This window comes from Paraburkholderia bannensis NBRC 103871 (genome assembly GCF_000685015.1).
Taxonomy (GTDB): domain Bacteria; phylum Pseudomonadota; class Gammaproteobacteria; order Burkholderiales; family Burkholderiaceae; genus Paraburkholderia; species Paraburkholderia bannensis.
Map to the genome: position 1 here is coordinate 25419 of NZ_BAYA01000037.1, position 20053 is coordinate 45471.

The following is a 20053-nucleotide window of genomic DNA, read 5'->3' on the forward strand; positions in this document are numbered from 1 at the left end:
ACGCCGAATGATTCAGTGTGATCCACGATGGCGCGCGATTGTCCCCTGCGCTCTGCGTGCGCAGCGCGTGTTCGATCATCCGACAAGCACGCCAGGCAGGCTTTTGCAGCGCGCGCATGGTCGTCTGGCATGGATGATGCATCATGTGATCCATCTTGTATTCAAGATTGAACGCATGCCACGCTTCCAGCCAATCAAAGTTCGTGCACTGCTCGACGCCTATCGCCGTGGCGAGACTTCGCCGCGCGAGACCATCGACACCGTGCTGCACCGCCTCGCGAGCACGCATCGTCCCGAAGCGTGGATTCTCACTGTCGACGCAGCCGATCTCGTCACGCGGGCGGCGCAACTCGAACAACAGCTCGCCGACGAAGGCTCCGCGCTGTTCGAGCGCATGCCGCTGTTCGGCGTGCCGTTCACGGTCAAGGACAACGTCGATGTCGCGGGCTTGCCGACGACGGCCGGTTGCGCGGCGTTCGCGTATAGGCCCGACGAAACGGCGTTTGCGGTCGCGCGTTTGCTCGACGCGGGCGCGATTCTGATCGGCAAGACGAATCTCGATCAGTTCGCGACCGGCCTCGTCGGCACGCGTTCGCCGTATGGCGCGGTGCGTCAGGTCGATCACGACGACTACATTTCAGGCGGCTCCAGTTCCGGCTCGGCGGTCGCCGTGGCGGCGGGCATCGTCGCGTTTTCGCTGGGCACCGATACGGCGGGCTCGGGGCGCGTGCCCGCGGGCTGCAACGGCATCGTGGGCCTCAAGCCCTCGCTCGGGCTCGTGAGCAAGCGTGGTGTCGTGCCCGCGTGTCGCACGCTCGATACGCTATCGGTGTTCGCGCACGACGTTGGCGACGCATGGGCGGTGCTCGCTCGCCTCGCGGCATTCGATGCGCGCGACAGCTATTCGAAGCCGCTGGTCTCTCGCGGCCTGACGCATACGCCGACGCGCATCGGTGTGCCCGACACGCTCACGTTCTTCGGCGACGCGAGCGCGGAACACGCGTTTTCCGCGACGCTCGACGGCATCGCCACCCATCTGGCGCTCACGCCTGCGAGTTTCGCTTTCGCGCCGTTGCAGGAGGTCGCGGCGTTGCTCTACGACGGGCCGTGGGTGGCGGAGCGGCGCGCCGCGCTCGGTGACTTCTTCGACACTCATTGTGCGGAGATCGACCCGACCGTGGCGGAGGTGATCGGCCAGGCGCAGCGCTTCGACGCCGCCACGGCCTTCAACGGCCAATATGCGCTCGCGAGTCTGAAGCGCGAAGCCGATGCGCTATTCGATCGATTCGATATTCTGATCGTTCCGACCACGCCGACACATCCCACCATCGCCGAGGTGCAGGCTAATCCTGTAGAGGTGAACAGCCGTCTGGGCGTCTATACGAATTTCGTCAATCTGCTCGACTGGTGCGCGCTCGCCGTGCCGGGTGTGCCGCGTGCAGACGGCTTGCCGGCTGGCGTCACACTGATCGGACCATCTGGCGCGGACCAGCAAATCGCGGTGCTCGGTGCGCGCATTCAGGCGCTGTTTTGCGAAGCGGCTGCAACCACCGCAGCGCGCGATGCCGATGTGATCGCTGCGCGTCCGCTGCCGATTCAGGAGCTGACCGTCACGCTCGCCGTAGTCGGCGCGCATCTGCGCGGCGAACCGCTGAACTGGCAATTGCTGGAGGCGGGCGCGCGATGGATCGAAGCGACCACGACGGCGCCGCATTACCGCCTCTACGCGCTTGCAGGCACCACGCCGCCGAAGCCGGGCCTCGTGCGTCAGGGCGACGTCGCGCAAGGCGAGGCGATCGCCATCGAACTGTGGGACGTGCCGTTGCGCAACTTCGGCGCGTTCGTCGCGGCCGTGCCTGCGCCGCTCGCGATCGGCTCGCTCGATATCGCCGATGGCCGCACCGTCAAGGGTTTCGTTTGCGAACCCTCCGCACTGGCTGCCGGAGCGGGCGCATCCGACATTACCGCTTACGGCGGCTGGCGCTCGTATCTGGCGCACCGCGCGCCGCAACCGCACGCTTCGTCCGCTCCCGCCGCTTGATTTAGCCAAAACGACCACAGAACGCAGTGACCGACAACCTTCAGGAATCCAGATCATGACGCAACGCCGCGACTTCATCAAACAGGCTGGCGCACTTACGCTCGGCAGCCTGCTGCCTTTCGAAAGCGTATTCGCTGCCGAGAAATTGACGGTCGGCGTGATCTACGTCGGCTCGAAGGGCGATTACGGCTACAACCAGGCACAGGCGCAAGCGACGGCGGTCATCAAGAAACTGCCGAACGTGAAGGTGGTCGAGGAAGAGAACGTGCCGGAGACGGTCGCGGTGCAGAAGTCGATGGAGGCCATGATCGAGCAGGACGGCGCGACGTTGATCTTCGCGACCTCATTCGGTTACTTCGATCCGCACGTGCTGAAAATGGCGGCCAAATATCCGAAGGTCCGCTTCGCGCATTGCGGCGGCCTGTGGAAGCAGGGCAATCCGCCCAATATCGCGAGCTACTTCGGCTACATCGACGAATGCCAATACCTGAACGGCGTCGTCGCGGGCCACATGAGTAAGACGAAGAAGCTCGGCTTTGTCGCCGCCAAGCCGATTCCGCAGGTGCTGCGCAACATCAACGCGTTCACGCTCGGCGCGCAGTCGGTCGATCCGTCGATCACGACGCATGTGATTTTTACGGGTGACTGGTCGATGCCCGTGAAGGAAGCCGAGGCGACCAACAGTCTCGTCGATCAGGGTTGTGACGTGCTGACGTGCCACGTCGACGGTCCCAAGGTCGTGATCGAAACCGCGGAGAAGCGCGGCGCGATGAGCTGCGGCTATCACGCGAGCCAGGCCGCGCTGGCGCCCAAGGGCTATCTCACGGGCGCCGAGTGGGATTGGGCGACGCCATACCAGACGCTCGTCGCCAATGCGCAGGCGGGCAAGCCGCAGCCCAACATCCTGCGCGGTGGTCTCAAGGAAGGCTTCGTGAAGATGTCGCCGTATGGCGCGAAGGTCGCGCCCGATGCGAAGAAGAACGCCGACGCGGTCAAGGCGCAGATGTTGGCAGGTCAATTTGCGATCTTCAAGGGACCGCTGAAGGACAACAAGGGCGGCACGGCCATCGCGGGAGGCACGAACTACGCGCAGACCGACATCACGCTCGAGAGCATGAATTACCTCGTCGCGGGCGTGGTCGGTCAGATCTGAACGACCACGCCGTGAAGTCCAAAGCCCCTCAACCTCGCAAGGAGAGATCATGCGAGCTCCCGCTTCCCCGGTGACGCCGCCCGGCGTCGCCCGCGTGCTGATCGGCGTGCTGCCCGCGCTGCCGACGCTCGCGGCCATCGTCAGCACGTTGCTGCTGTTCTCGGTCTTCCTGCTGATCGAGGGGCAACCGGCGGGCGACGCGATCACGCTGATCGCGCAAGGTGCGTTCGGCTCGTCGTTCGCGTGGCAGAGCACCTTGCTGCGCGCCGCGCCGCTCATGCTCACGGCGCTGTGCGTGGCGCTGCCCGCGCAGGTGGGCCTGATCGTGATCGGCGGGGAGGGCGCGCTCGCGCTCGGCGGACTCGCAGCGGCGGTCGTGCCGCCCCTGTTGCCGACCGGCACGCCGTGGTTCGCCGCCACGCCGGTCATGGCGCTGGCCGGTATGATCGTCGGCGGCGCGTGGATTGGCGCGGTCGGAGCCTTGCGGCAGTGGCGCGGCGTCAACGAGACGATCAGTTCGCTGCTGATGTCGTATATCGCGATTGCCGTGTTCAAGTTTCTCGTCGAAGGTCCGCTGCGCGATCCGTCGAGCCTGAACAAACCGTCGACGCCCGCATTGCCCGATGCGTTTTCCATTGGCTCGCTGCCCGGGCTCGAAGTGCATTGGGGCCTGTTCTGGGGCGCGCTCGCGTGCGTGGCCGCGTGGGTGTTCGTGCGCCACAGCACGAAGGGCTTCGCGATGCGCGTGACCGGCGGCAACGCGCGCGCCGCGCGCCTCGTCGGCCTGCCGGTGAATTCGCTCGCGCTGACGGCGTGCGTGCTCGGCGGCGCGGCGGCGGGACTTGCGGGGATGTTCGAAGTCGCGGCAGTGCAGGGTAGCGCGAACGCGTCGCTGCTCGCGGGCTACGGTTACGCGGGCATTCTCGTGGCGTTCGCCGCGCGCCAGAATCCGCTCGCGATCGTCGCGTGTGCGCTGATGATCGGCGGCATCGAGGCAAGCGGCAGTCTGCTCCAGCGCCGTCTCGATCTGCCCGACGCCACCACGCTCGTGCTTCAGGGCCTGCTGTTCGCCAACCTGCTTGCGTGGGAGGCTCTCGGCGGGTGGCTCGCCGTGTGGCGCGCGAAGTGGCAGGCCGCCGCGCCATCCGACGTCGCCTCTTCGCTGGAGCAAAGTCATGTCTGATCTGCATTCGCCCGTTGCCGTGCTGCTGTTCTCGCTGATCGCGGGCGCCGTGCGAGTGAGCACGCCGTATCTGTTCGTGAGTCTCGGCGAATGCCTGACCGAGAAGGGCGGACGCGTGAACCTCGGGCTCGAGGGCATCCTGGTGTCGGGCGCGATGAGCGGCTATGCGGGCGCGTATCTGAGCGGCTCGCCGTGGGCGGGCGTGCTGATCGCCGGTTGCGCCGGGCTGCTGCTCGGCGGCCTGCATGGCCTCGTGTGTTCGCTGCCGCGCGTCTCGGACATCGCGTTCGGCATCGCGCTGATGCTGTTCGGCACCGGTCTCGCGTTCTATCTCGGCAAGCCCTTTATCGAGCCGCAGGCGCCGATGCTGCGTTCGTTCGATTTCGGTGCGTGGAGTGCGTCGCCTCAAGTGCACAACGCGCTGCACGTGAACCCGCTGTTTCTGATCGGCGTTGCACTGGCGTTCGCCCTGCAATGGGGTTTGCGCTCGACACGCTCGGGCATGACGCTGCGGCTCGTCGGCGAAAACGCCGAGAGCGCGCGGGCAATGGGCTATCCGGTCACGCGCGTTCGCATCGTGGCCACGGCGGTTGGCGGCTTCTTCGCGGGCGTGGGCGGCGCGTATCTGTCGCTCGTCTATCCGGGCAGCTGGAACGAAGGCCTCTCCAGCGGGCAGGGGCTGATGGCGGTTGCGCTCGTGATCTTCGCGCGCTGGCAGCCGCTGCGCTGTCTGTGGGCGGCGCTGCTGTTCGGCGCGGCGGGCGCGCTCGGTCCCGCGTTGCAGGCGATCGGCGTGACGAGCGGCTATTACCTGTTCAATGCCGCGCCCTACGTGCTGACGCTCGCGATCATGATCGTCAATTGCCGCCCGGATCGCACGCTCGCTGGCGCACCGGGCGAGCTGAGCCTCACGCGCTGACGCCATGTTTCGCTATCGATTGATCCCGTCTCACCGGAGACCGACATGACCCGTTTCATCGAAGCCCGTCCTTATCCGTGGCCCTACGACGGCGCATTGCGCGCCGACAACACCGCGCTTGTCATCATCGACATGCAGACCGACTTCTGCGGCATCGGCGGCTATGTCGACAAGATGGGCTACGACCTCTCGCTCACGCGCGCGCCGATCGAGCCGATCCAACGCGTGCTCGCGGCGATGCGCGCACAGGGCTTCACCATCATTCACACGCGCGAGGGACACCGGCCCGATCTCTCGGATCTGCCAGCGAACAAGCGCTGGCGCAGCCGCCAGGCGGGGACGGACGGCATCGGTATCGGCGACGATGGACCGTGCGGCAAGATTCTCGTGCGCGGCCAGCGGGGCTGGGAAATCATCGACGAACTCGCGCCGCTGCCGGGCGAGATCGTGATCGACAAGCCGGGCAAGGGCTCGTTCTGCGCGACGGATCTCGAACTCGTGCTGCGCACGCGCGGGATCGCCAATCTGGTGCTGACCGGCATCACCACGGACGTCTGCGTGCACACGACAATGCGCGAGGCGAACGATCGCGGCTTCGAATGCACGATCCTCGCCGACTGCTGCGGCGCGACGGATAAATCCAATCACGACGCGGCCCTGAACATGGTGCTGATGCAGGGCGGCGTGTTCGGCACCGTGTCCGATTCGCACGTATTGCTCGCCACGCTGGGACGCTGATCATGTCGACGCTCGCCAGCATAAAACCCCTACCGCCCAGAAGTGGCGCGCTCGGCATCGAAGTGCTGGGCGCGAGCAAGCGCTTCGGCACGTTCCGCGCGCTCGACGGCGTCACGCTCAAGGTGCGCGCGGGCACGGTGCACGCCTTGCTCGGCGAAAACGGCGCGGGTAAGAGCACGCTCGTGAAAGGGCTCGTCGGTTATGGCGTGCTCGACAGCGGCCAGATTGTCGCCGATGGGCGCGAGGTGCGGATCGCTTCGCCCCGCGATGCGCAGGCGCTTGGCATCGGCATGGTCTATCAGCATTTCACACTTGCGGCGGGTTTGTCGGTCGAAGAGAACCTGGTGCTCGCGCGTGGCCGAATGTCGTGGAAAATCGATTGGCATAGCGAACGAAAATCACTCGATGCATTTATGCGCGAGATGCCGTTCCGGCTCGCGCTCGACGCGCCGGTGTCGGGTCTCGCGGCGGGGGAGAAGCAGAAGCTCGAAATTCTCAAACAGCTGTATCTGCGTCAGCGCCTGTTGATTCTCGACGAACCGACATCCGTGCTCACGCCGCAGGAAGCCGACGAAGTGCTTGGCCTGATGCGCGATCTCGCGACGCGCAACGAACTGACGGTGCTGATGATCACGCACAAGTTCCGCGAAGTGATGGCGTATGCGGACGACGTCACAGTGCTGCGCAAAGGGCGCCTGGTCGGCAGTTGCGCGGTGCGCGATACCGACCGCGACCGGCTCGCGTCGTGGATGATGGGCGGCGCCGAAGCCGCGTCCGATGCCGACGCGCGCGCCACTGCGGGCATCGACACCGCGCGGCCCGCCCGCAAGCCGCTCGCCGCCAATGCGGCGGTGGCGCTCGAACTGTCGAGCCTGACGGTGCTCGACGACCGTGGCCACGCGGCGGTGCGCGAGGCGTCGCTGGCCGTGCGCGGCGGGGAAATTCTCGGGCTCGCGGGCGTCTCGGGCAACGGCCAGAAGGAACTGGTCGAGGCGCTGGTTGGCCAGCGCCGCGCGCAGTCTGGCGCGATGAGCGTGAAAGGCGAGCCGTACCGCGCGACGCGCAAAGCGATGACGCGCCTTTCGGTCTACGCGTTGCCGGAAGAGCCGTTGCGCAACGCCTGCGTAGCGAACCTGAGTGTTGCCGAAAACCTCGCGCTGCGCGATTTCGACCGCGCGCCGCTGCGCTCGGGTGGCTGGCGTTTGAACCGGCGCGCCATGCGCGAGCGCGCGAAGCAGCGCATTGCCGAATTCAACGTGCGGCCGCCGGTGCCGGAACGCGCGATCGGCACGTTGTCGGGTGGTAATGTGCAGCGCGCGGTGCTCGCGCGCGAACTGGGCCAGCCGGTCGACGTTCTGATCGTTGCGAATCCGGTGTTTGGGCTCGACTTCGCGTCGGTGGCCGATATTCACGCGCGCATTCTGGCCGCACGCGACGCGGGCGCGGCCGTGCTGCTGGTGAGCGAGGATCTCGACGAACTGTTGGAGCTGGCCGACCGCATCGCGGTCATCTCGCAAGGTCGGCTGGTGTTCGAAACTGCCGTGGAGAACGCAGACCGCGTGGTGCTCGGCCGCCACATGGCGGGCCACCGCGACGATCGTCAAACCGAAACGACGGTTCCGGCCGCCGCCTTTCATGGAGCCTGATCAATGAGTTCGAGTGGACTCGGCGGATTGAACCGATCGCCCGCGGGTGTGGTGATCGGCCTCGTCCAACTGCGCAATCCCGACGTCGAAACGCCCGCGCAACTCGCGGCGCAAACGCAGCGCATCGTTGAGCTGGTCGGCAAGGCGCGGCGCAACAACGCCTCGATGGATCTCGTGGTGTTTCCCGAATACGCGCTGCACGGTCTGTCGATGCGCACCGACGACGCGATCATGTGCACGCTCGACGGTCCCGAAGTGGCGGCCTTCCAGGCGGCGTGCGTGGCGCATCGCATCTGGGGCTGCTTCTCGATCATGGAGCGCAATCCGCACGGGAACCCCTATAACAGCGGGCTGATCATCGACGATCGCGGCGAGATTCAGCTTTATTACCGCAAGCTCCATCCGTGGGTGCCGGTCGAACCGTGGGAGCCGGGCAATCTCGGCGTGCCCGTGTGCGTGGGACCGCGCGGCGTGAAGCTCGGGCTCATCATCTGTCACGACGGCATGTTCCCGGAGATGGCGCGCGAAGCCGCATACAAGGGCGCGGAAGTGATCGTGCGCACCGCCGGCTACACGGCGCCGATTCGTCACGCGTGGCGCATCACGAATCAGTCGAATGCGTTTCAGAATCTCGCGCAGACCGCGAGCGTTTGCCTGTGCGGCAGCGACGGCACGTTCGATTCGATGGGCGAGGGTATGTTCTGCGATTTCGACGGCACCGTGATGGTGGACGGCAGCCATCGTCCCGACGAAATCATCACCTGCGAAATGCGACCCGATCTGGTGCGCGAGGCGCGCGCGCATTGGGGCGTCGAGAACAATATCTATCAGCTCGGCCATCGCGGCTATGTGGCCGTCAAAGGCGGCGCGCAGGATTGCCCGTACACCTTCATGCAGGACATGGTGCGTGGCGAATATCGTCTGCCGTGGGAAAGCACGGTGCGCGTGACCGACGGAACGTCTTGCGGCTTCGCGCCACCCGCACGCACTTACAAGGGCTGATCGACCATGCCGATACTTGCTTGCGCATTGCCTTCACCGTTTGCCTTCGAGGCGCGGACAACCGCGCTCGTGGTGATCGACATGCAGCGCGACTTCATCGAGCCGGGCGGCTTTGGCGCGGCGCTCGGAAACGATGTCTCTCTGCTGAACGCCATCGTGCCGGACGTCGCGCGACTGTTGCGTCACGCGCGCGAGCACGGCTGGTTTGTCGTGCATACGCGCGAATCGCATGCGGCGGATCTCTCCGACTGTCCGCCCGCCAAGCGGCTGCGCGGGCGGCCGAGCGCGCGTATCGGCGATGAAGGCCCGATGGGGCGCATCCTCGTGCGCGGCGAACCGGGCAATGCGATTATCGACGCGCTCGTGCCCGTTGGCGGCGAACTCGTCATCGACAAGCCGGGCAAGGGCGCGTTCTACGCGACTCGGCTTGGCGAAGCACTCGCGCAGCGCGGCATCACGCACCTGGTGTTCGCGGGCGTGACGACGGAGGTGTGCGTGCAGACGTCGATGCGCGAAGCGAATGACCGCGGCTACGACTGTCTGTTGATCGAAGACGCCACCGCTAGCTACTTTCCCGCGTTCAAGGAGGCCACGCTGGCGATGATCCGCTCGCAGGGCGGCATCGTCGGGTGGACCGCGAGCCTCTCGCAATTGCTGGAGAGCGAAACATCATGACGCCAACGAATGAGAACATTGTGATCAACGATCCGGCTATCGTCGCCGAAGTGACGGCCGCGTTCGAAGCCTATGAGCGCGCGCTGATCGACAACGACATCGCCGCCATGAACGTGCTGTTCTGGGACGCGCCTGAGACGGTGCGCTACGGCATCGCCGAAATCCAGCACGGCGGCGAGGCCATTCGCGCGTGGCGCGAAGCGTGCGCGCCGGTGCCCAAGTCGCGCACGCGACATCGCACGGTGGTGACCGCCTTCGGCCACGATTACGCGACGGTGAGCACCGAATTCACCAGCGACGCCACGCCGCTCATTGGGCGGCAGATGCAGACCTGGGCGCGGCTTGGTGCGGCCGATGCGGCGTTCGGCCGGTGGATCATCGTCGCTGCGCACGTGAGTCTGATCGACGCGCCGGATACACTGGCGGCTTACGAACGACGCGCGTGATCGACAAGGAACAGGCAAGAGCGTGGTCATCGAATCAAAACGACAAACCGGAGCGAAGCAGCAAGAACCCGCGGACGCGGCCGAAGACGACTTAAGCGCAGGCGCCGCGAAAGTGGTCTATGGCACGAATCAACTGGCGGAACAGGTCTATCTGCGGCTCAAGCACGACATTTTCGATTTCCGGCTGTTTCCGGGCGACCGGTTTTCGGAAACGGATATCGCGCAGCATTACGGCGTGTCACGCACGCCGATGCGCGATGCGCTGTTCCGGCTGCTGCGCGAAGGCTATCTGGAAGTGGGATTCCGGCGCGGCTGGAAAGTGTGCGATATCGACTTCGACCGGCTGGATCAACTTTACGATCTGCGCATTGTGCTGGAACTCGCCGCGATTGAACGCGCAGCCAGCGCACGGCCGCCGCATCCCGCCATCGACGCGCTCAAGGCGGTTTGGTGTGTCGCGCCCGAAGCGCGCGAGAGCGATCCGGCACGCATGTTTCGGCTCGACGAGAGCTTTCATCGTGGCTTGATCGAAGCGACCGGCAATGCGGAGATGCTGCGCGTCCATAACGAAGTGACCGAGCGCATCCGGATCGTTCGGAGGCTCGATTTTCTGAAGCCACATCGCACCGACGCGACTTACGACGAACACGCGACGATGCTGATGCTGATCGAGCGCGGCAAGGTCGCCGAGGCCGGGATTTTGCTGCGTGCGCATGTTACGCAGAGCAAGTTGGAGGTTCGCAAGATCACCGTGTCGATGCTCGCGCAGGCGCGGCATAGCAAGTTGCCTTTTGTGACATGAGTGAATTGAACCGTGTTTGGAGCAACTATGCTTTTTGCGCATTTTTGTAGTGTCCGACCCCTTTTAAAATACGATAATTAGTATTATGTCAAATGTGAGACGCATCGATCTTTGAGAGTGCCGCAGGCACTCTCCTCGAACGTCTGAATTCATCGGATGCCGCTGGCGCCGCGTGCCAGACCATCTGCATGCATGCCCTCATCCATTCGGTCGAAACGTCATGACGAAGCTCGTCGGGGCGCTGCCGTTGACATCCACCGGCATCGGATCCGAATTCCCAACGGCGACCACCACAGCACGATCGCATTGCGGGTTCCGCTCGGACGCTTGAGCGTGACACTGAGCAGCGCCCCGCTGGGGGCACGTGACTACGATTACCGCAGACGGATTGCCCTTAATATCGAACGGCGCGAAGACGTTGGCGCGCACCCGACGCGCCACCTTCTCGACATATCCTGCCGACGCGGCGGCCCCGCTATCCAGCCAAGACCTGCTGGCGATTTCCTTCAGCGCGGCGGGACGTGCTACGCGCTCCCGCTCCATTCTGAGCGAAGCGATGTCAAGCACACGGCAGCATATGATGTCGTGCATCACGCAACAGGCGCCGTGCGTAACGTGGCAAACACCGTTGCTACCCGATGGACAACCCAGGCGTCAGGTTTTACCAGCGTTCGCGAGCGCCTTGAGCCGACGGTACAGCGTGCGCTCGCTCATCCCGAGCCGCGTAGCGAGTTCACTGCGCTTGCCGCCCGATTCCGCAGCGGCGCGCGCGAGTTCTGCGTCCGACACCTTGCGAGGCAGAGCGAAACCCGTCGCGGGCAATGTTTCGACCGGTGACATGACTTCTCGCGCGAGTGACTCCGGCAATTGGTCGGGCCGTATTACACCGTCGTCGGCCAGGAGGCTTGCACGCTCGAGCACGTTGCGTAGTTCGCGGATGTTGCCCGGCCAGGAATACGCACGCAGCAGTGCAAGCGCGTCAGGCGAAATCAGGGGTTTGCGTGGCAAGCCGTGTCCCGCAGTGGCAATGCGCGCAAGAATGGAGTCCGCCAGGAGCGGGATATCCTCCACACGCTCGCGCACTGCGGGCAGTCGAATCGGAAACGCACTGATCCGGAAGTAAAGGTCGGAGCGAAACAGCCCCGCCGAAATCATCTGCTCGAGCGGCTTGTGCGTGGCGGCAACGAGCCGGAAATCGGCGCGCTGGGTCTCGGTGCTGCCGACACGCCTGAAGGTGCCGGTTTCGATGAGCCGCAACAGCTTGACCTGGATCGACAGAGGAACATCGCCAATCTCGTCGAGAAACAGCGTGCCGCCTTGCGCGGTTTCAACCAGCCCCGGCTTTCGGCTGGTCGCACCCGTGAACGCCCCCTTCTCGAACCCGAACAACTCGCTTTCGAAAAGCGTTTCGGTAATGCCGGAGCAGTCGACGACAACGAATGGCCGTTGCGCCCGATCGCTCGCTTCGTGAAGCGCATGGGCGAACAGTTCCTTGCCCGTTCCGGATTCGCCCAGCAGCAGCACGGGCAATATCGATGGTGCAACGCGCTGCAGGGCGGAGATCGCTGCATTGAAAGTCGGCGCTCGTCCGACAAGGCCTTCCGCGCTGGGTCTCGCTGATGCGCCCCGAACCGTTGCGAGGCGCTCGACGTACGCGATGATTTCCGAGTGGGCGTCAAAAATCGGCCGCAACTCGACGTCGACGTGTTCGGGGCCCCGCGGGGTGTGATGAATATGCAGCACGCGGTCCGCGCCGCGGCTCTCGGCTGCGCGCTTCATTGGGCAGTGCTCTCCTGCCTGATCGCAGGGCACGTCGTAATGGTGGGAAACCTGATAGCACTTGCGGCCGACGTGCGCCTGCCCCTCTACGCCAAATTGCCGCTGATACGCCCGATTCGCCGCCAGAATCTGATATTGCGGATCGAGCACGATCGCGGGCAGCGGATCGTACTCCAGGTACGACACTAGCGCGCCGACATCCGGCGCCATATACGGCAAACTAGTTGATGTCAGGTCATGCGAAGTCATGATCGTCGGTCCTTGCGCTTGCAGCCGAGAATTTCAGACTGCCAATTATGCCACCGACTGCCATCTGGCAGTCTTAGGTGTCATGCGGATGGCATGCACGCGCCCCGACGCGCAGGCTCCGCTTATCGCACGGCACAGAAAACCCAATCTGAATCATGGATTTAGATTCAACTGCGCCGCGCGCAAACGAGTTGGCACGATTATTGTTCTGCCATTCCTTGCCAGGACCGTAAGTCCGTCATTTGCGAGGAATAACCCCAATGCCTGCCTGCAGATTTACCGTCGAAGGGTTCTTCGATCCCGCCACGTGGACCGTGAGCTACATGTTGCTCGACGTCGGTACGCGCCGCTGCGCGCTGATCGACACCGTGCTTGACTACGACCCGAAATCGGGGCGCACGGGCACTGTCACGGCAGACCGGCTCGCCAGCCGCGTCGAATCGCTGGGCGCCCGTGTGGACTGGCTGCTTGAAACCCATGTCCACGCCGATCACCTTTCCGCGGCGCCTTATCTGAAGGCGAGGCTTGGAGGCAAGGTCGCCATCGGCGACCAGGTCACGCGCGTACAGGGCGTATTCGGCAAGCTGTTCAACACGGGGCCGGACTTCCGTACCGACGGCTCGCAGTTCGATCGCCTGTTTGCCGATGGCGACGCGTTTCCCGTGGGCGACCTCGAGGTCCGCGTGATGCACACGCCGGGCCATACGCCTGCGTGCGTGACCTACGTGGTCGGCGACGGCACCCGGCAGGCCGCTTTCGTCGGCGACACGCTATTCATGCCCGACTACGGAACCGCCCGCTGCGACTTTCCCGGTGGCGACGCGTCGGCGCTCTACCGGTCGATCCGCCGTGTCCTCAGCCTGCCAGCCGAGACGCGCCTGTACATGTGCCACGACTATCAGCCAGGCGGCCGCGCCGTGAAATTCGAAAGCACCGTGGCCGAAGAGCGCGAAGCCAACGTCCACGTGCACGACGGCATCGACGAGGCGTCGTTCATCGCCATGCGCAAGGCCCGCGACGCCACGCTCGACATGCCCGTTCTCATCCTGCCGTCGGTGCAGGTCAACATGCGCGCCGGCCACATGCCAGAGCCGGAGAGCAACGGCGTTTCATACATCAAGATCCCGATCAACGCGCTTTGAGCGACGCGGCGAACATCGACGAAAACACAAGAGGCAAGCATGGAACTTAAGAAGCTCACGGACACCTTTGCCGTTTCCCCCCAGATCCGCGTTGCCGATCTGGCTGCGCTGCGCGAGATGGGCTTTCGTGCGATCATCTGCAACCGTTCCGACGGCGAAGGCGCGGACCAGCCCACATTCACCGAAATCGAGCAGGCAGCACGGCAGCTTGGCATGGAAGCACACTACCTTCCTGTGGAATCTGGCAAAGTAAGCGATCAGGATGCCGAACGATTTCGCGATTATCTGGCCACCCTTGCGCGGCCGCTGCTCGCGTACTGCCGCACCGGCATGCGCTCGGCGACCCTGTGGGCGCTGGCCAGCGCATCAACCATGTCGCTCGTCGAGATTCTTGCCGCAGGCAAGCGCGCCGGGGTCGACTTGAGCGGGCTCGCGCGCCGCATCGGCTCGCCGCGCATCGCCACCGAGGACCAGCACGATGTCGTGATCATCGGCGCGGGAGCGGCGGGCGTCGCCACCGCGTCGAGCCTGCTTGCCCGGGCGCCCGACCTTGACATCGCCATCATCGACCCCGCCGACGTGCACTACTACCAGCCCGGCTGGACGATGGTGGGTGCGGGCGTATTCCGTCCGGAAACGACCGCTCGTCCCATGGGTGGCGTGCTCCCGCACAACGTATGCTGGATCAAGGCGGCCGTGGCCGCGTTCGAGCCCACAGCGAATGCCGTGATCCTCGAAGGCTGCCGCGTCGTGACATACCGGCAACTCGTGGTCTGCCCAGGCCTGAAGCTGGACTGGAATGCCATTGAAGGACTGCCGCAGACGCTTGGGCGCAACGGCGTGACCTCCAACTATCGTTACGACCTTGCGCCCTACACGTGGCAACGGGTGCAGCAGCTCAAGGGCGGTCGCGCGCTATTCACTCAACCGCCCATGCCGATCAAATGCGCGGGTGCGCCGCAAAAGGCCATGTATCTTTCGTGCGATCACTGGCGCCGCACCGGCACGCTCAACCAGATCAACGTCGAGTTTTACAACGCCGGCGCAGCGCTCTTCGGTGTAGCCGACTATGTGCCAGCACTCATGAAGTACGTCGAGTCGTACGGCATCGATCTGAACTTCGGCTTCAACCTGACGGCCGTGGACGGTGAGGCACAACAAGCGACCTTCACGCGGGCACTCCCTGGCGGCGGCAGCGAAACATTCGAGACCGGTTTCGACCTGCTCCACGTCGTGCCGCCCCAGAAGGCGCCCGATTTCATCCGTGTCAGCCCGCTTGCCGATGCCGGCGGCTGGGTCGACGTCGATCAGGGCACCTTGCGGCACAAGGTCTACGAGAACATCTTCGGGCTAGGCGACGTGACCAATACGCCCAACGCCAAGACCGCGGCAGCCGCTCGCAAGCAGGCGCCGGTCGTCGCGCACAACGTGCTTGCCGCGCTGGGCGTCACGCGCGGAGCGGCGACCTATGACGGTTACGGTTCCTGCCCGCTCACGGTCGAGCGCGGGAAGATCGTGCTCGCCGAGTTTCTCTATGGCGGCAAGGTCGCGCCGACCTTCCCCGCATGGATCATCGACGGGAAGAAGCCATCCGGTCTCGCCTGGCTGCTCAAGGAGCGCATCCTGCCGCCGCTTTACTGGCGAGGCATGCTCAAGGGACGGGAGTGGTTCGTGCAACCCCAGGTGGCCGACTGATAATCGTCCGCTTGCCGTCCCTCGAGGTGATCGATGCTGGTCTCGCTTTTTCTCGGCGCCCTGGTCGGCGCCATTCTCGGACTCACAGGTGCCGGTGGCGGCATTCTCGCCGTACCCGCGCTCGTATTCGGCATGGGATGGCCCATGCAGCAGGCGACGCCCGTCGCGCTTGTCGCCGTCGCGGGCAGCGCGGCAGTGGGCGCACTCGAGGCGTTCCGCAAACGCCTGGTCCGTTATCGCGCCGCGTTCCTGATGGCCGCACTTGGAGTCCCTGCCACGGCAGTGGGGGCGCGCCTCGCACGTGCCCTGCCCCAGAGGCTGCTGCTTGGCTTGTTCGCCTGTGTCATGCTTTTCGTTGCCTTCCGGCTACTTCGGCAGACGCTCAGTCGCAAGGCACCGGCACAACAAGCATCGCCGCTTTGCGTCGCCCATATCAACCCGTCGACGGGCCGGTTTGACTGGTCCTGGCCTACAGCACTGGCACTGGCGGCAATCGGGTCGCTTACCGGCCTGATGACGGGGCTGCTCGGCGTGGGCGGCGGATTCATTATCGTGCCGCTAATGCGCAAGCTGACTGACGTATCCATGCACGGCATCGTAGCAACGTCGCTAATGGTGATTGCACTGGTTGGCGGCGGCGGTGTGCTGGCGACGGCGATGCACGGTACCGCATTTCCGTTCGACGTCGTCTTGTGGTTCAGCACCGCTACCGCCGCAGGGATGCTAGGTGGGCGCCTCGTTTCGCATCGCCTGGCCGCTCATCACGTCCAGTCCGGGTTCGCGGTCATCCTCGTATGCGTGGCCCTCGGCATGCTCGCCAAGGCCGTCCTCGCATGAACCGGCGGGCGCAGCGAGCACCATGCGCTTCATGCGGGGACGAGGGTGGCACGATGGCTCCCGACACGACATGCCGGCGCGTCTGGAAACAATTGCCCGGCATGGTTGAACACGCGATTGCGCCTGTCAGGCGGAAAACTCCTCGAACGCTGCTAGCGCATGGGTGGCGTACATCATCGACGGGCCACCACCCATGTAGACTGCGGTAGCCAAGACGTCTTCGAGTTCCTGTCTCGTCATGCCAAGCTTCACCAGCGTCTGGACATGGAAGCCAATACAGTCGTCACACCGGGAATACACGGCGATACCCAGCGCAACCAGCTCCCGTGTCTTTTTGTCCAGAGCGCTGTCCTTTGTGCCCGCAGCCGCCAGTTGGCTGAATGCCGTCATCAGGTCTGGCTGCGTTTGACGCAGGGCTCGCATCTGGTTGGAGACCGCGCGTACGACGTCTTTAAATACAGGTAATCCACTCATCGCTGTTCCTCCGGCTATCAGAGATCTAACAGAAAATTTGGGGTCCAAAATAAATCAAATCAGGTGTGCGGCAATCGATCTGGCCATTGGACCACGCGATTCGGGCACCGGGTCCGACCCATTCATCTGATCAAGCGCCGTATGCGCTCAAGCAGTGGTTCACGGCAACCAGACCGTCCCCGCGTGCACACGGTCCCGCCGTGAACAGCCGCGAGCCGTTGTTGTGCACCTTGCTTACGCCCGTTGCATGCTCGATTTCGTCCGCTCGACGAGTTCGAAGACGAGCATACCCGCCACCATGGCTGCCACGAATCCGATGGCTTTCGGATAGCCCGCACCCAATGCGACCAGCGCGGGCCCCGGGCAAAAGCCCGCCAGGCCCCAGCCGACTCCGAATGCCGCGCTGCCGAGGACGAGTCTTGGCGTAATTGTCGTGCTTGCCGGAAGCTGCACAGGCAAGCCTAGTAACGAGCGCGAGCGGCGTCTCACGACGAAGAACGCGAGCGACGCCACGACGATGGCGCCCACCATCACAAATGCGAGGGACGGGTCCCAACTACCGGCGATATCGAGAAAGCCCAGCACCTTGGCCGGGTTGCTCATGCCGGAGACCATCAGTCCAACGCCGAAAATCAGTCCGGAAAGCAGTGCGGTGAGAATTGCCATGTCAACCTCCCATCAGGTGCCGTTGAACGAAAACGGTCAAAAACCCAGCCGCCATGAAGGTCAGCGTGGCGACGAGCGAACGCAGCGACCCGCGCGAAAGGCCACACACGCCGTGGCCACTGGTGCAGCCGCTGGCATAGCGGGTGCCGAGCCCCACCAGGAAGCCTGCGACCAGGATGACGCCCCAGTTCGCCTCGATATCCGCAATTGCCGGCTTGCCGAGGAGGCCTGCGACGACTGGGGCGATGATGAGGCCTGCGACAAAGGCCAGGCGCCAACCGCTGTCGTTGCGTGGCAGGCTCAACAGGCCACCGAAAATGCCGCTGATGCCAGCGATGCGGCCATTGAACAGCACGAGCACAGCCGCCGCCAGACCGATGATGAGTCCACCGGTCAAGGAGAGACCGGGTGTGAAGTGTGTGAAGTCAATCAACATGATTCGTCCCCCGGAGGATTCGCGCAGAACTGCTGATAAAGCACGGCCATAACGGCGAGCGCTTGCGGACTCGCCACCGAATAAAAAATGTTCTTGCCCTCGCGGCGGGTTGCCACGAGGCCGTTTTCGCGGAGCAGGCCCAACTGCTGGGACAGGGTCGGCTGCCGGATGCCGAGTTCCTCCTCGAGTTCGCCCACGGACAGTTCCCCCTGGGAGAGGCGGCACATCAGCAGCAGGCGGTCCGGATTGGCGAGCACCTTGAGCAGCGCACACGCGTTTGCCGCGGCACCCTGCATGGTGGTCAGGTCGATGATGGGGTAGCTCGGGTCCATTGGGAAATCACTCAATTCACACGTGCATAATATATTTTTAAATATACTATATGTAAATAGAATGACTCCTCGAACGGCAGAAGCGGAGCTTGGATGCCTGCGTCCTTGCCGGGTGCGGGACGACCTGTCCGCGGCGCCTGCCTTCTTGCTATCCGCTCAATGTCATCAGGTCAGGAACCGACTGGGCCAGCATCATTGCGGTCGGATTGTCCAAGGGGCCGCCGCCATTTCAGTTTTCGCTGTTCAAGAAGCAGTTTCCAGTCGAGCTTCATGAGCACGTACACGAGCCCGAGCAACGCCAATTGCGAAAGCACGAAGCCGACGCCGAGATACTGCCCTTCCAGGACGGCTTCGGGATCGACGAAAGATGACGCGAGCTGTCCCAGGCGAGCCCAGATCGTGTAGCTGACCATGCGCCCCGCAAAGAACGCTGCACCGACGAAGCCGAGCGGCAGCCCCGACAGCCCGTAGGCAATGAACAGATAGCTGGACAGAAACGGACTGAGCGCATACACGAGAAAGGCGCCGGCTGTCTTCTTCCTGTGCTTGCCGAGCCACGCGCTGACCACATCAATGTTCTCTCGATCGGCGTCGCGCAACCAGCGCCCTCTCACCACCGACCGGGAAAATGCGGCAAGTATGAGTCGGCCTGCCGTGGCAGCGCTGGCCGCAACGGCAGCGATGAGCAGCACGTTGCTCTCCTGGATGTTGAAACCAACCCACGACATCGCCATCCAGGTCGGCGGTGCAAACGCAGGCATGAGATTGATCAGCAACACGATGACGAACAGGAACGCCAGTGTTTTCACTTCGGTACTCCATGAGCGTGCGCATTTGCCTGGTGGCGAACTTAACGAAACCGTCGCCCCGGTTTCGGGCAAGGCCACACTCTGCGGGCTCCAATTCGCGTCAGTAGTCGCGCAACCGTTCGCGCTGCTCGCGGGTCAACAGTGCATCGATACGCTTGTGTTCGTCGGCAGAGATCCCATACATCTGCTTGCGCAGGTCGCGCATGGTGGCGTAACTGGCGTCGATGGCTGCCTGGTCGCGCTTGGGCGCCGCATAAAGATCGCGGAGCGTCGACTGTTCATCGAGCATCTTGCCCATCAGCAGCCAGCGGGCCTTGTGCGATTGATCGACGATCGCATTCATGCGCGATTGCTGGTCGTGCGACAGTTTCAGGCCAGGATCCCAGCCGACATGGTCGACGCCACAACCGTAGCCATAACCGCCCATCATACCTGGGGCCCCCATGCCTGAGCCCATCATTCCTGCGCCCATGCAATCGCCGTCGCAACCTCCCATCATACCGTGGCCGCCACCGTATGGTCCGTTGCCTCTGGCAGGCAGATTACCGCCTTGCTGTGCGAGAGAAACTGCAATTGGCGAAGCAAACAGCACTGCGACGACGCAATGTCGCAACGCACGCAGAGAGAAAATCCTGGAATTCATCATGTACCTCCACACCAGACCGATCCGCATTCCGGATGACTGAAAATTCAGCGTATAGGACGGCGAGAAGACGTGATTGACTTGTGTCAATTCAAGAAGTGCGAAACGACTCGTGCCGGGCGCCATCAATGGCAAATCTGCATGCATGCACGTCGATGAGGTACCGGTTGACACACATCAAGCTTTCGCGACCCACCTTGCCTACAGTGGTGTCATGGCGGGCCTTGTCACGGCGCGTCGTATCCGTAACGCCATCAAGCAGGTGTCCCGATGTCCAGATTTCACAAAGGCGCACTTCTCGCCTTGTTAGCCTGTATGGTCCACGTCGGTCATGCGCAGACGCCGCTCTCGCCCGTCGTACGTAATGGCATTTCGTACATCACGGG

At 63.9% G+C, this 20053-nt stretch carries 21 protein-coding genes; 13 read left to right on the forward strand and 8 right to left on the reverse strand.

Going from position 1 to position 20053, the window contains the following annotated elements:
* Nucleotides 1-175 precede the first annotated feature (175 nt).
* From atzF to BBA01S_RS34160, 10 genes are all read left to right on the forward strand, one after another.
* Nucleotides 176-2041, forward strand: coding sequence for an allophanate hydrolase (gene atzF / locus BBA01S_RS34115; RefSeq protein WP_027820342.1), 1866 nt, complete (start codon nucleotides 176-178; stop codon nucleotides 2039-2041).
* A 55-nt stretch (nucleotides 2042-2096) separates the two neighbouring features.
* On the forward strand, nucleotides 2097-3194 hold the full coding sequence (locus tag BBA01S_RS34120; RefSeq protein ID WP_027820343.1) for a BMP family ABC transporter substrate-binding protein: 1098 nt from the start codon (nucleotides 2097-2099) through the stop codon (nucleotides 3192-3194).
* 49 nt (nucleotides 3195-3243) lie between these two features.
* Nucleotides 3244-4377: an ABC transporter permease gene (locus BBA01S_RS34125; RefSeq protein WP_027820344.1), complete on the forward strand. Its 1134-nt coding sequence runs from the start codon at nucleotides 3244-3246 to the stop codon at nucleotides 4375-4377.
* Nucleotides 4370-5296: an ABC transporter permease gene (locus BBA01S_RS34130; RefSeq protein WP_027820345.1), complete on the forward strand. Its 927-nt coding sequence runs from the start codon at nucleotides 4370-4372 to the stop codon at nucleotides 5294-5296. Before BBA01S_RS34125 ends, BBA01S_RS34130 begins: the two co-directional genes overlap by 8 nt.
* A gap of 45 nt (nucleotides 5297-5341) precedes the next feature.
* Nucleotides 5342-6034 carry a biuret amidohydrolase gene (biuH, locus tag BBA01S_RS34135; RefSeq protein WP_027820346.1) on the forward strand — a complete coding sequence of 231 codons (693 nt, stop codon included), beginning with the start codon at nucleotides 5342-5344 and terminating at the stop codon, nucleotides 6032-6034.
* 2 nt (nucleotides 6035-6036) lie between these two features.
* Nucleotides 6037-7680, forward strand: coding sequence for an ABC transporter ATP-binding protein (locus tag BBA01S_RS34140; RefSeq protein ID WP_042298364.1), 1644 nt, complete (start codon nucleotides 6037-6039; stop codon nucleotides 7678-7680).
* A gap of 3 nt (nucleotides 7681-7683) precedes the next feature.
* Entirely contained in the window at nucleotides 7684-8682 is a 999-nt protein-coding gene (locus BBA01S_RS34145; protein ID WP_027820348.1) for a formamidase, read from the forward strand.
* 6 nt (nucleotides 8683-8688) lie between these two features.
* Nucleotides 8689-9357, forward strand: coding sequence for a cysteine hydrolase family protein (locus BBA01S_RS34150; RefSeq protein ID WP_027820349.1), 669 nt, complete (start codon nucleotides 8689-8691; stop codon nucleotides 9355-9357).
* Nucleotides 9354-9803, forward strand: a complete 450-nt coding sequence (gene hpxZ / locus BBA01S_RS34155) for an oxalurate catabolism protein HpxZ (RefSeq protein WP_042298365.1) — start codon at nucleotides 9354-9356, stop codon at nucleotides 9801-9803. Before BBA01S_RS34150 ends, hpxZ begins: the two co-directional genes overlap by 4 nt.
* Nucleotides 9804-9915: 112 nt before the next feature.
* Nucleotides 9916-10605: a GntR family transcriptional regulator gene (locus tag BBA01S_RS34160; RefSeq protein ID WP_027820351.1), complete on the forward strand. Its 690-nt coding sequence runs from the start codon at nucleotides 9916-9918 to the stop codon at nucleotides 10603-10605.
* Nucleotides 10606-10803: 198 nt separating this feature from the next.
* Here BBA01S_RS34160 and BBA01S_RS48680 read toward each other — a convergent pair whose 3' ends face one another.
* Both BBA01S_RS48680 and BBA01S_RS34170 read right to left on the reverse strand, forming a co-directional pair.
* Complete coding sequence (locus tag BBA01S_RS48680) at nucleotides 10804-11196, reverse strand: TonB C-terminal domain-containing protein (protein WP_027820352.1); 393 nt, start codon at nucleotides 11194-11196, stop codon at nucleotides 10804-10806.
* A gap of 63 nt (nucleotides 11197-11259) precedes the next feature.
* Nucleotides 11260-12633: a sigma-54 interaction domain-containing protein gene (locus BBA01S_RS34170; protein ID WP_027820353.1), complete on the reverse strand. Its 1374-nt coding sequence runs from the start codon at nucleotides 12631-12633 to the stop codon at nucleotides 11260-11262.
* 260 nt (nucleotides 12634-12893) lie between these two features.
* Here BBA01S_RS34170 and BBA01S_RS34175 point away from each other — a divergent pair, with 260 nt between their 5' ends.
* From BBA01S_RS34175 to BBA01S_RS34185, 3 genes are read left to right on the forward strand one after another with little or no spacing between them, the layout of a single operon-like run.
* On the forward strand, nucleotides 12894-13775 hold the full coding sequence (locus BBA01S_RS34175; RefSeq protein ID WP_027820354.1) for an MBL fold metallo-hydrolase: 882 nt from the start codon (nucleotides 12894-12896) through the stop codon (nucleotides 13773-13775).
* Nucleotides 13776-13814: 39 nt separating this feature from the next.
* Nucleotides 13815-15470 (forward strand): bifunctional protein tyrosine phosphatase family protein/NAD(P)/FAD-dependent oxidoreductase, encoded by a 1656-nt coding sequence (locus tag BBA01S_RS34180; RefSeq protein WP_027820355.1) that lies wholly within the window; start codon nucleotides 13815-13817, stop codon nucleotides 15468-15470.
* 33 nt (nucleotides 15471-15503) lie between these two features.
* Entirely contained in the window at nucleotides 15504-16307 is an 804-nt protein-coding gene (locus BBA01S_RS34185; RefSeq protein ID WP_027820356.1) for a sulfite exporter TauE/SafE family protein, read from the forward strand.
* A 126-nt stretch (nucleotides 16308-16433) separates the two neighbouring features.
* Here the strand turns inward: BBA01S_RS34185 and BBA01S_RS34190 are convergent, their stop codons facing one another.
* From BBA01S_RS34190 to BBA01S_RS48275, 6 genes are all read right to left on the reverse strand, one after another.
* Nucleotides 16434-16781 (reverse strand): carboxymuconolactone decarboxylase family protein, encoded by a 348-nt coding sequence (locus BBA01S_RS34190; protein WP_027820357.1) that lies wholly within the window; start codon nucleotides 16779-16781, stop codon nucleotides 16434-16436.
* Between the two features lie 234 nt (nucleotides 16782-17015).
* The gene (locus BBA01S_RS34195) at nucleotides 17016-17447 is read right to left on the reverse strand and encodes a YeeE/YedE family protein (protein WP_027820358.1); all 432 of its coding nucleotides are present in this window, start codon (nucleotides 17445-17447) and stop codon (nucleotides 17016-17018) included.
* Nucleotide 17448: 1 nt separating this feature from the next.
* On the reverse strand, nucleotides 17449-17883 hold the full coding sequence (locus BBA01S_RS34200; protein ID WP_027820359.1) for a YeeE/YedE family protein: 435 nt from the start codon (nucleotides 17881-17883) through the stop codon (nucleotides 17449-17451).
* Entirely contained in the window at nucleotides 17877-18215 is a 339-nt protein-coding gene (locus BBA01S_RS34205) for an ArsR/SmtB family transcription factor (protein ID WP_027820360.1), read from the reverse strand. Before BBA01S_RS34205 ends, BBA01S_RS34200 begins: the two co-directional genes overlap by 7 nt.
* A gap of 170 nt (nucleotides 18216-18385) precedes the next feature.
* Nucleotides 18386-19024 carry a hypothetical protein gene (locus tag BBA01S_RS34210; RefSeq protein ID WP_027820361.1) on the reverse strand — a complete coding sequence of 213 codons (639 nt, stop codon included), beginning with the start codon at nucleotides 19022-19024 and terminating at the stop codon, nucleotides 18386-18388.
* Between the two features lie 100 nt (nucleotides 19025-19124).
* The gene (locus BBA01S_RS48275) at nucleotides 19125-19814 is read right to left on the reverse strand and encodes a Spy/CpxP family protein refolding chaperone (RefSeq protein WP_084162716.1); all 690 of its coding nucleotides are present in this window, start codon (nucleotides 19812-19814) and stop codon (nucleotides 19125-19127) included.
* Between the last annotated feature and the right edge of the window lie 239 nt (nucleotides 19815-20053).

What these genes read in the sequence shown, in the direction of transcription:
- atzF (WP_027820342.1), top strand. Translation starts at nt 176, where the DNA reads ATGCCACGCTTCCAGCCAATCAAAGTTCGTGCACTGCTCGACGCCTAT.
- BBA01S_RS34120 (WP_027820343.1), top strand. Translation starts at nt 2,097, where the DNA reads ATGACGCAACGCCGCGACTTCATCAAACAGGCTGGCGCACTTACGCTC.
- BBA01S_RS34125 (WP_027820344.1), top strand. Translation starts at nt 3,244, where the DNA reads ATGCGAGCTCCCGCTTCCCCGGTGACGCCGCCCGGCGTCGCCCGCGTG.
- BBA01S_RS34130 (WP_027820345.1), top strand. Translation starts at nt 4,370, where the DNA reads ATGTCTGATCTGCATTCGCCCGTTGCCGTGCTGCTGTTCTCGCTGATC.
- biuH (WP_027820346.1), top strand. Translation starts at nt 5,342, where the DNA reads ATGACCCGTTTCATCGAAGCCCGTCCTTATCCGTGGCCCTACGACGGC.
- BBA01S_RS34140 (WP_042298364.1), top strand. Translation starts at nt 6,037, where the DNA reads ATGTCGACGCTCGCCAGCATAAAACCCCTACCGCCCAGAAGTGGCGCG.
- BBA01S_RS34145 (WP_027820348.1), top strand. Translation starts at nt 7,684, where the DNA reads ATGAGTTCGAGTGGACTCGGCGGATTGAACCGATCGCCCGCGGGTGTG.
- BBA01S_RS34150 (WP_027820349.1), top strand. Translation starts at nt 8,689, where the DNA reads ATGCCGATACTTGCTTGCGCATTGCCTTCACCGTTTGCCTTCGAGGCG.
- hpxZ (WP_042298365.1), top strand. Translation starts at nt 9,354, where the DNA reads ATGACGCCAACGAATGAGAACATTGTGATCAACGATCCGGCTATCGTC.
- BBA01S_RS48680 (WP_027820352.1), bottom strand. Translation starts at nt 11,196, where the DNA reads ATGCACGACATCATATGCTGCCGTGTGCTTGACATCGCTTCGCTCAGA.
- BBA01S_RS34170 (WP_027820353.1), bottom strand. Translation starts at nt 12,633, where the DNA reads ATGACTTCGCATGACCTGACATCAACTAGTTTGCCGTATATGGCGCCG.
- BBA01S_RS34175 (WP_027820354.1), top strand. Translation starts at nt 12,894, where the DNA reads ATGCCTGCCTGCAGATTTACCGTCGAAGGGTTCTTCGATCCCGCCACG.
- BBA01S_RS34180 (WP_027820355.1), top strand. Translation starts at nt 13,815, where the DNA reads ATGGAACTTAAGAAGCTCACGGACACCTTTGCCGTTTCCCCCCAGATC.
- BBA01S_RS34185 (WP_027820356.1), top strand. Translation starts at nt 15,504, where the DNA reads ATGCTGGTCTCGCTTTTTCTCGGCGCCCTGGTCGGCGCCATTCTCGGA.
- BBA01S_RS34190 (WP_027820357.1), bottom strand. Translation starts at nt 16,781, where the DNA reads ATGAGTGGATTACCTGTATTTAAAGACGTCGTACGCGCGGTCTCCAAC.
- BBA01S_RS34195 (WP_027820358.1), bottom strand. Translation starts at nt 17,447, where the DNA reads ATGGCAATTCTCACCGCACTGCTTTCCGGACTGATTTTCGGCGTTGGA.
- BBA01S_RS34200 (WP_027820359.1), bottom strand. Translation starts at nt 17,883, where the DNA reads ATGTTGATTGACTTCACACACTTCACACCCGGTCTCTCCTTGACCGGT.
- BBA01S_RS34205 (WP_027820360.1), bottom strand. Translation starts at nt 18,215, where the DNA reads ATGGACCCGAGCTACCCCATCATCGACCTGACCACCATGCAGGGTGCC.
- BBA01S_RS48275 (WP_084162716.1), bottom strand. Translation starts at nt 19,814, where the DNA reads ATGCATGCAGATTTGCCATTGATGGCGCCCGGCACGAGTCGTTTCGCA.